General features: G+C 46.4%; 8 protein-coding genes and 1 pseudogene. 6 read left to right on the forward strand and 3 right to left on the reverse strand.

Annotated elements, in window-relative coordinates:
* Positions 1 to 413: 413 nt before the first annotated feature.
* Positions 414 to 872 carry an Lrp/AsnC family transcriptional regulator gene (locus H5T41_10245; GenBank protein MBC7109143.1) on the reverse strand — a complete coding sequence of 153 codons (459 nt, stop codon included), beginning with the start codon at positions 870 to 872 and terminating at the stop codon, positions 414 to 416.
* Between the two features lie 128 nt (positions 873 to 1,000).
* Between H5T41_10245 and H5T41_10250 the strand changes: the two genes are divergently transcribed.
* The 6 genes from H5T41_10250 to H5T41_10275 all read left to right on the forward strand — a co-directional run bounded on the left by H5T41_10250 (position 1,001) and on the right by H5T41_10275 (position 8,025).
* Positions 1,001 to 2,437: a sodium:solute symporter family protein gene (locus H5T41_10250; GenBank protein MBC7109144.1), complete on the forward strand. Its 1,437-nt coding sequence runs from the start codon at positions 1,001 to 1,003 to the stop codon at positions 2,435 to 2,437.
* A gap of 61 nt (positions 2,438 to 2,498) precedes the next feature.
* The gene (locus H5T41_10255; GenBank protein MBC7109145.1) at positions 2,499 to 3,548 is read left to right on the forward strand and encodes an ornithine carbamoyltransferase; all 1,050 of its coding nucleotides are present in this window, start codon (positions 2,499 to 2,501) and stop codon (positions 3,546 to 3,548) included.
* Entirely contained in the window at positions 3,545 to 4,723 is a 1,179-nt protein-coding gene (locus H5T41_10260; GenBank protein ID MBC7109146.1) for a YgeY family selenium metabolism-linked hydrolase, read from the forward strand. Before H5T41_10255 ends, H5T41_10260 begins: the two co-directional genes overlap by 4 nt.
* 40 nt (positions 4,724 to 4,763) lie before the next feature.
* A complete protein-coding gene (locus H5T41_10265) occupies positions 4,764 to 5,786 on the forward strand; it encodes a cysteine synthase family protein (protein ID MBC7109147.1) in 1,023 nt (340 codons plus the stop codon).
* 48 nt (positions 5,787 to 5,834) lie between these two features.
* Complete coding sequence (gene arcC / locus H5T41_10270) at positions 5,835 to 6,779, forward strand: carbamate kinase (GenBank protein ID MBC7109148.1); 945 nt, start codon at positions 5,835 to 5,837, stop codon at positions 6,777 to 6,779.
* Positions 6,780 to 6,783: 4 nt separating this feature from the next.
* Entirely contained in the window at positions 6,784 to 8,025 is a 1,242-nt protein-coding gene (locus tag H5T41_10275; protein MBC7109149.1) for a threonine synthase, read from the forward strand.
* On the opposite strand, the pseudogene H5T41_10280 reads toward H5T41_10275, so the two are convergent.
* Together H5T41_10280 and H5T41_10285 are read right to left on the reverse strand one after the other, a co-directional pair.
* Positions 8,021 to 8,118 (reverse strand): annotated as a pseudogene (locus tag H5T41_10280) (IS6 family transposase). The gene H5T41_10275 and the pseudogene H5T41_10280 sit on opposite strands and share 5 nt — an antisense overlap.
* A gap of 62 nt (positions 8,119 to 8,180) precedes the next feature.
* Positions 8,181 to 8,609 carry an EVE domain-containing protein gene (locus H5T41_10285; protein ID MBC7109150.1) on the reverse strand — a complete coding sequence of 143 codons (429 nt, stop codon included), beginning with the start codon at positions 8,607 to 8,609 and terminating at the stop codon, positions 8,181 to 8,183.
* Positions 8,610 to 8,714: the final 105 nt, after the last annotated feature.

Raw genomic sequence — 8,714 nt, forward strand, 5'->3', positions numbered from 1 at the left:
GCTCGCTTATATATATTGGAACTCCATGCTTTTCCTTCCTTCTTCTTAAAAACTCAAACATTGGATCACCTCAGGTGGGGATAAAACGTCGTCATCATTCGGCTGGGATGACACTCATCATCGGTTACTAACATCAAACTCCCTTCTTTAGGCTTTATTTCCCAAACAGACGGTTTTCCTCGGAGACGTTGTCATCGGTTACAACCCCCCTGTCATCCCCGCTCTGTTAAGTACTTCATAAAGAAGCTTAATAATCTTTTGTTTTCTCAAACATAGCAATCTCACCAGCAATTGTTATGCGTCATCGGTTACTGTTCAAATTTCTTTTCTTCATGATTCTCCATCTGTACCTCTACCCCAGGTATTTTCGTGCTTGAGCATGTAAATTTTCATAAAGAAAGAAGCATCATTGTTCAGAACCATGCTTTAGGGTTTCTGTAACTCCCAAGAACTACATGAGTCATTACATTTTCAATCTCGGGATACTGGTTTCCCAATGTGTGTAGGAAATCATTCAATTCGTTAACATCTTTGAAATATGCTCTTACGAACAAATCCGTAGCACCAGTGATCTCCCATACGTACTCAACATGAGGGAGTTTATGGAGCTTAATCGCTACCGAGCGGGGGAGACCACGCTTCACTTTGAGTTCTAAAATAACCTCTAACTCATATCCAAGACGCTTATGGTCAATATCTACCGTGAATCTCCTTATAATACCCTTTTTTAGCAGCTCCTGCACTTTATTGTAACATGTTACACTGGTGGTGTTACATCTTTTCCCGAGTTCTTTGTAAGTAACTTTTGCATTCTCGTAGAGGTTCCGTAGTAAGGTAAGGTAAATTCCACTAACTTCCTTAATGTCATTCATGAAACTTCACCTTGAAAATTTTTTGATTTTATTTTATTTAACAATTTCCCAGGATTGTTTAATAATATTTTATAAATTGGCAAAAATTGTTAAATAAAATAAGCACCAAATACCGTCGGTGATTTCCCATGTTGCCTGCTATAGTGTATATTATCGTAGCGACCTATTTGGTAGTATTACTAGCGATTGGATTGTATTCTGCAAGACTAATCAAGACAGACATAGACTTTATGCTGGCTGGTAGAAGGTTGGGACCAATCCTTATTGCGGGAACGCTTGCAGCTACTGAGGTAGGTGGCGGAAGCTCAATGGGCGTTGCTCAAAAGGCGTTTACCAATTGGGGGTTGTCCGCGGCGTGGTATGTTCTGACTATGGCAATAGTCTTTGTAATTCTGGCATTTCTGGCTCCAAAGTTGCGTTCAACAATGATTGCTACGGTACCTGAGTTCTTCAACAAGAGATATGGGAAAGCAAACCATATATTGACTGCTATAGTTCTCCTCCTGCCAATGATAGGCCTCACAGCTATTCAGATAATGGCATCAGGTATAGTCCTTTCAATATTACTTGGCATTGACTTCAAAGTTGCAGTCCTTATCATGGGTGCTGTCGCAGTATTCTACTCTGTGATGGGCGGATTGTGGAGCGTAACTCTGACAGACCTGTTCCAATGGATATGTGTAGTAGGAGGCATTATTATAGCAGTTCCCTACGGGCTTAAGGTAATAGGAGGTTGGGATGTCTTAAAGACAACTCTTGAACCCTGGAGATTCAGCCTCACAGCTGGTATTGGATGGGAGACTATAGTAAGCCTAACAGTGATGTATTTTGCGAGCTTCACTGTAGGACAAGAATACATCCAAAGGTATTTCGCAGCAAGAGATGACAAGGCTGCGAGGAATGGTTCCTTGCTCGCTGCTGGAACCTATGTGATTTTTGCATGGTTCCCTGCACTTCTTGGCCTCATAGCTCTTGCATACGTAAAAATGGGCCACACCATTCCCTACATTGACCAGTACGGTACTAGATACGTACTCCCTGGATTTGCTGCAGTGGCATTGCCACCTGTTCTTCTGGGCATACTCTTCGCAGCCCTAGTCTCTGCAACTATGTCAAGTGCTGATTCTGACCTCGTGGCTGGAAGTGCAATTTTCGTTAACGACATCTATAAGCCATACATCAGGCCCAACGCAACTCCAGAAGAACTTGCGAGGATATCAAAAATAATAACCGCGATACTCGGTATATTCTCAATAATTGTGGCAATGTTCAAAGTATCAGTGATAGTGGACGTACTTATGTTCTCATTCTCGTTCAGAGCAGCGGGAATATTCGTCCCGTACCTCATGAGCCACTACTGGGACAAGGGAAGCAAGGTTGGCTCCTTCCTTGCCATTCTCGTTGGTAGTTTAGTTGTTGGTCTAGAAGCTCTTGGATGGGTTTCATTTGGAAAGTGGGGCTCAGTTATCCCTGGAATTATATTGAGCTTTATAGTGTTTGTTGTGTTTAGCTACTTGGTACCTGACAAGGAACCCAAGAGCTTCCAAGAGGTCTTCCACACTTGAAGACTCTTTTTTCTTAACTATTTTCCACTCTATAAAACAAGTTAGTTGGAGGTGTAGAGAGATGTCTCTGAAAAACTATCTCCCGGAACTAAAAGGAAAGGATTTAATTACAACCCAGGAGTGGAGCTTGGAGGAGATAAGGGCAACTATGGAGCTCGCTAAGGAGCTCAAGAAGATGTATGAAAAACACAACGGCATAATTCCCCAGAACTTCCTGAACAAGAGGACCTTCGTAATGTTGTTTTACTCCTCCTCAACAAGGACAAGATCGGCATTTGAGACTGCCATGACTCTCCTAGGCGGGCATGCGCAGTTTATAACAAGCAAGATGACAAGGGAAGGAGAGGGAGAAAGCCAAAAAGACATAGCAAAGATGTACTCAATCTACGGGGATGCAATAGGCATCCGTTATCTTGACCATGCAATAGACTTCGTGTACGGGAGGGGGAACAAACTTCTCAGACATTATGCCGAGCATGCGGATGTTCCCCTGATAAACATGGCAGACGACACCTATCACCCGACCCAGGCGATTGGAGACTACGTGACAATAGAGAACAAGCTGGGTGACTTGAGCGGGAAGAAGTATGTGCTTATGTGGGCATATGCCCCAGTCCCCAGAGGATACTGCAGCATTAACTCTGAAATGCTCTTGGGCACGAGACTCGGCATGGATATTACTGTTGCCCACCCACCTGGCTTTGAACTCCCGGATGAGATAGTCAAAATGGCCGAAGAAAACGCCAAGGCCAGCGGTGCCTCTCTTGAGTTCACGAACGACTATAAAGAAGCCCTTGAAGGAGCTCACGTTGTCTTCCCGAGATCGTGGATTTCAAGGAGGATGGCCAAAGAGGGATACTCAAAGTTCTGGGAAGAGGAAAAGAAGATCTATGAAAAGTACAGGGAATGGAGGCTTAAAATGGAAGATCTTGACCTGATGGACCCCAAGGGCATAATTACTCATGTCTTGCCTGTTCTACGCGGTTATGAAGCAGATGATACTGTGATGGACTCTCCCCGGTCAGTGATCTACGAGCAGGCCAAGGATAATCTCTTCGCGAAAGCAGCAGTATTACTTCAGACAATTGGCATTGAGGAGGGAACCAAATGAGACTTTCCGTCCAACAAAGAGAAGAGCTGATTGGCATTGTTCAAGAACTTATCAGAAGACCCAGCTACTCGGGAGAGGAGGAGAAAGTCGCAAAGTTCATTAAACAGACCATGGAAGAGCTGGGTTATGATGAGGCGTGGATTGATGAGTATGGCAACGTAATAGGCAAGATAAGCGGAAAGGGAAACGGCAAGTCTGTTGTCTTTGAAGGCCACATGGACACAGTAGTTGTGGATAATCCCGAAGACTGGACACACGACCCGTTTGGAGCAGAAATTGTGAATGGAAAAATTTACGGGAGGGGAACCTCCGACATGAAGGGTGCCTTGGGCACAATGATTTACGCGGCAAGCTTGATCCCTAAAGAAAAGATGAATGGGAATGTTTATGTTGTCGGTGTCGTTATGGAGGAGATATTTGAAGGAATCGCCTTTGGAAAAGTCCTGGACAAAATACCCGCCGATTATGTAGTTCTGGGAGAGTCCACTAACCTCAACATTAACATAGGTCAGAGGGGAAGAGCAGAAATAGTTGTGAAAACGAAAGGGAAGCCTGCCCACTCATCAAACCCACAACTCGGAGTTAATGCCGTTTACAATATGATCCCTCTGATAGAAAGAATAAGAAATCTCAAATTGCCCTCTCACGAGTTTCTAGGGGATGCAATAATTGAACTTACAGACATAATCTCAAAGCCGTATCCTGGAGCTTCAGTAGTCCCGTATGAATGCAGGGCCACCTTTGACAGGAGACTGATAGTGGGAGAAACCGAAGAGAGCGTCCTAAAGCCGATAAAGGACATCATAGCAGAGCTCAGGGAGCAAATACATAACTTTGATGCCGAAGTTGAGATTGCAAGTGGAGAAGCCAAAACCTATACAGGAAAGCTGATCAAAGCCAAGCGCTTTTTCCCGGCCTGGCTATTAGACAGGAACCATGAACTCGCTCAAAAATCTCTGCAGGCAGTAAACAGCCTCGGCATCCCAGCAAAATTCTCTAAGTACTCCTTCTGCACTGACGGAAGCCAGAGTGCAGGAGTTAGGGGTATTCCAACAATTGGATATGGTCCTTCGACTGAGAGTCTGGCCCACGTAATTGACGAATATATTGAAATTGAACACCTTGTTAAGGCCGCAGAGGGCTACATCGCAATAGGTGAAGCCCTTCTGCGCTGAATTTTTCCAATTCATGTCTTAAAACCTGGGAGGTGAAAATATGGGAGGAAAGGTGGCGAAAAACTCGGTTGAGCTTATTGGGGATACCCCAATTGTAAGACTATCCAATATAGACCGTGATTATCCCTTCGAGATTTGGGCGAAGTGTGAGTTTATGAACCCAACTGGGAGTGTAAAGGACAGAATGGCCTACTACATGATAAAAGAGGCTGAAAAACAGGGAAAATTAAAGCCTGGAATGACGATAGTGATAGCAACAACTGGGAACACCGGAATAGCCTTCTCAGCCTGGGGTTCCTACTTTGGGTATGACGTTTTGATAGTAATGCCGGAGGAGATGAGCTATGAGAGAAAGCTCCTAGACATGCTCTTTGGGGCCAAGCTCGTCTACACTCCAGGAGGAGAAAGTGACGCTATGGGTGCGCTGGAGTATTCCAAGAAACTCGAACAGGAGAATCCTGATAAGTATCTGGCTTTGGATCAATGGGATGATGAAGCAAACTTTAGGGCTCATTATGAGACCACGGGAAGGGAGATAATTGAACAGCTCGGAGCGGAAACTATCAGGGGTTTTGTGGCTGGAGTAGGCTCCGGCGGTACCCTGGTTGGAGTCGCAAAGAGGCTGAAGGAGGCTAATCCGAGGATTATTACGGCTGGAATGGAGCCGGCGGAGTGCCCAACTGCGGAAGGATGGTTCAAGGAAGGAAAACTCGGCCCATGGGGCAGACATGAGGTTGAGGGTATTGGTGACGGGTTTGTCCCAAGCCTTGTTCAGAAGTACAGGCAATATATAGATGACTGGGTCACGGTGAGCAGTGAGGAAGCTATTGAGATGGCAAGAAAGATAGCCAGAAAGGAAGCTTTACCAGTTGGCATATCAAGTGGGGCCAACGTTCTGGCCGCGATAAGGCTTGCAGAAAAACATGGATTCGGAGAAGGCGATAGGGTCGTCACGGTTCTACCAGACTACGCCGCGAGATACTTCAGCACGAGGCTCTTCCTCAAGAGGAGGCTGACCACAGAGGAGCACAGAAAGATGCTCGAGCTCGCTAGGGAAGATTAATTAACATCCTTTTTCCACTTTTGTATTCTTCAACTGGAGGTATTGATAATGAAGAGGGTTGTCATAGCTCTGGGCGGGAACGCCATACTCCAGCGAGGTCAGAAGGGTACTTATGAGGAGCAGATGGAGAACGTGAGAAGGACTGCCAAGCAGATCGCTGACATAATCCTTGACGGCGATTATGAGGTAGTTATCACCCACGGGAACGGCCCGCAGGTTGGGGCACTCCTTCTACAGATGGATGCCGGTCAGCAGGTCTATGGAATCCCATCCCAGCCGATGGACGTCGCTGGAGCAATGACCCAGGGGCAGATAGGCTACATGATTGGTCAGGCTCTGATAAACGAGCTGAGGAAGAGGGGGGTTGAGAAGCCCGTTGCAACAATCGTCACTCAAACTATCGTTGACAAGAACGACCCAGCTTTCCAGAACCCGAGCAAACCGGTTGGACCGTTCTACGACGAGGATACAGCCAAGAGGCTCGCAAAGGAAAAGGGCTGGACAGTTATAGAAGACGCCGGAAGGGGGTGGAGAAGGGTTGTTCCGAGCCCTGACCCGAAGGGTCACGTAGAGGCTCCGGTTATCGTTGACCTCGTCGAGAAGGGCTTCATCGTCATAGCGAGCGGCGGCGGTGGAGTTCCGGTGATTGAGGAAAATGGAGAGCTTAAGGGCGTTGAGGCAGTCATAGACAAGGACCTGGCCGGAGAGAAACTCGCGGAAGAGGTTAATGCTGACATCTTCATGATACTAACTGACGTGAACGGTGCCGCCCTGAACTACGAAAAGCCCGACGAGAAGTGGCTTGGAAAGGTAACGGTGGACGAGCTGAAGCGCTATTATGAAGAGGGACACTTCAAGAAGGGCAGCATGGGCCCAAAGGTTCTTGCTGCCATAAGGTTCGTTGAGTGGGGCGGTGAAAGAGCCATAATAGCCTCCCTCGACAGAGCGGTTGAAGCGCTCGAGGGAAAGACGGGAACTCAGGTTATGAGGTGAGGTTATGTACGTGGAGAAGCTCGTTTGCTCCAAATGCAAGAGGGAGTACCCTCCGGATTCCATATACTTTAGCTGCCCCGAGTGTGAGGAGAGAGTGGACATAGTCTACGACTATTCCAAAATATCGGAGGTTTTCTCCAAAGAAGACCTCAAAAGAAGGAAACCAGGAGTCTGGAAGTATAAGGAATTGCTTCCGATTTCAGATCCATCAAAGATCGTTTCACTGGGAGAGGGAGGAACCCCCCTCATAAAGTCCAAAAGACTTGCTGAGAAACTTGGGCTGAAAAACCTTTACATAAAGGACGAAACAAGAAACCCCACGGGCAGCTTTAAGGACCGGCCTATTGTGGTGGGCATTAGTAAGGCAAATGAATTTGGGCTACGGAACGTTGTTACAGCATCAAGTGGAAACGCAGCAGCTGCGTTGGCAGCATATAGCGCTAGGCTTGGCTTTAGATGTGTGGCTTTTGTGCCAGAGGAGGCTCCAGATGAGAAAATTGCACAGCTGAGGTTGTATGGGGCAACCGTGGTAAGGGTTAAGAAGAGGGATGAACTGGGAGATCCTACAGTCAAGATGATGGAGCTTGCATACAAAAGCTTTGGGTGGGTCCCGATTCCAAGCTTCGGGAAGTTCAACCCCTATCAAATGGAGGGTCCAAAGACAGTAGCCTACGAGATTTTGGAAGACCTTAATTATCAGGTCCCAGACTGGGTATTCATCCCGGTTGGGGGTGGAGGTCTTTTTGCGGGGAACTACAGGGGCTTTAAAGAGTTTGAGATTCTGGACTTTGTGGAGGGGATTCCAGGGTTAGTGGCAGTTCAGGCGGAAGGTTGCGCCCCCCTTGTGGTGGCATGGAAAAAACAAAAACCGATTGAAACCTGGGAGAATCCCAAGACTGTGGCGGGAGGTCTGGCGGACCCATACACGTGGGACGGGGACCTGGTGCTGAAGGGGATAAAAGAGACTAGAGGGTTTGCTGAAGCAGTAAGTGATGATCTAATCCTGAAAGCTCAAAAACTCCTCGCAAGATACGAAGGGATATTCGTGGAGCCCAGTGGAGCGGCTTCCCTGGCCGGCTTACTAGAAGCCCTCGATGCAGGAAAGATTGATGGGGAAGACTTAGTAATCATAGAGGCTACAGGAACAGGGTTTAAGGACTTAAAAGTGATCTCCAGCTATTTAACTGGGGTACCCACGATATATCCGTCGCTTGAGTCATTGAAGCAGCTTTTTAAAACTTCTTAACATTCCTAAACCAGCACTCAACACTGTTCCTCGGCCCGAAAGTTACATGTGGGTAACCCACAGACTCTTAAACGCTTACTTGTATCAGTTTGCCATTGTTTGTTATCTATTGTATCTCGCTACGCTAGTATTTTGATGGGAGGTTCTCCTGAATTTCACAACAAGCTCTCTATTAATTTGTAGTCTTCTTCTGGGATTTCTCTCATTGCCTTACCCATTAAGTGGCCGCTCCACTTTTTCTTGTTTGTGATGAACTTCAATTTTGGAATTAAAGGCTTGAACTCAACCTCTCCAAGCTTTATGGGCTTGATCCTCACCCTGAGCGGGTAAGTCTCGTTCGGCACGTGAGCCTTGAAAATCCTGCTTGAGTCCTCGTAAGGCTCGCTCACAACCTCAAAAATTCCAACGATCTTCGGCTCAAGGATTTGCTTATCTTTCCTCTCCTGCTTCACATAAATTACGAGCTTGTCGCCAGGCTTTACTTTGGCAATGGTATTCTTATGCCTCCTTGGCACGCCCCAAACGTTCTTCTCCTTGATAACCTTCCAGTTATCCCTATTCGTTATGCAGAGCCAATACGCCATTGAAACCACCTAAGTTTTTTATGTTGAAGTTCTAAATAAGGATTGCTCTTCCAAAAATTATTTATTCTTAGGAAACCAAGATGATTGGAGGTGATTTTGATGAGT

The sequence above is a fragment of the Methanomassiliicoccales archaeon genome (assembly GCA_014361295.1).
GTDB lineage: Archaea > Thermoplasmatota > Thermoplasmata > Methanomassiliicoccales > JACIVX01 > JACIVX01.

Excerpts from the sequence above, each read along its gene's own strand:
- H5T41_10245 (MBC7109143.1), bottom strand. The coding sequence starts at position 872 with ATGAATGACATTAAGGAAGTTAGTGGAATTTACCTTACCTTACTACGG.
- H5T41_10250 (MBC7109144.1), top strand. The coding sequence starts at position 1,001 with ATGTTGCCTGCTATAGTGTATATTATCGTAGCGACCTATTTGGTAGTA.
- H5T41_10255 (MBC7109145.1), top strand. The coding sequence starts at position 2,499 with ATGTCTCTGAAAAACTATCTCCCGGAACTAAAAGGAAAGGATTTAATT.
- H5T41_10260 (MBC7109146.1), top strand. The coding sequence starts at position 3,545 with ATGAGACTTTCCGTCCAACAAAGAGAAGAGCTGATTGGCATTGTTCAA.
- H5T41_10265 (MBC7109147.1), top strand. The coding sequence starts at position 4,764 with ATGGGAGGAAAGGTGGCGAAAAACTCGGTTGAGCTTATTGGGGATACC.
- arcC (MBC7109148.1), top strand. The coding sequence starts at position 5,835 with ATGAAGAGGGTTGTCATAGCTCTGGGCGGGAACGCCATACTCCAGCGA.
- H5T41_10275 (MBC7109149.1), top strand. The coding sequence starts at position 6,784 with ATGTACGTGGAGAAGCTCGTTTGCTCCAAATGCAAGAGGGAGTACCCT.
- H5T41_10285 (MBC7109150.1), bottom strand. The coding sequence starts at position 8,609 with ATGGCGTATTGGCTCTGCATAACGAATAGGGATAACTGGAAGGTTATC.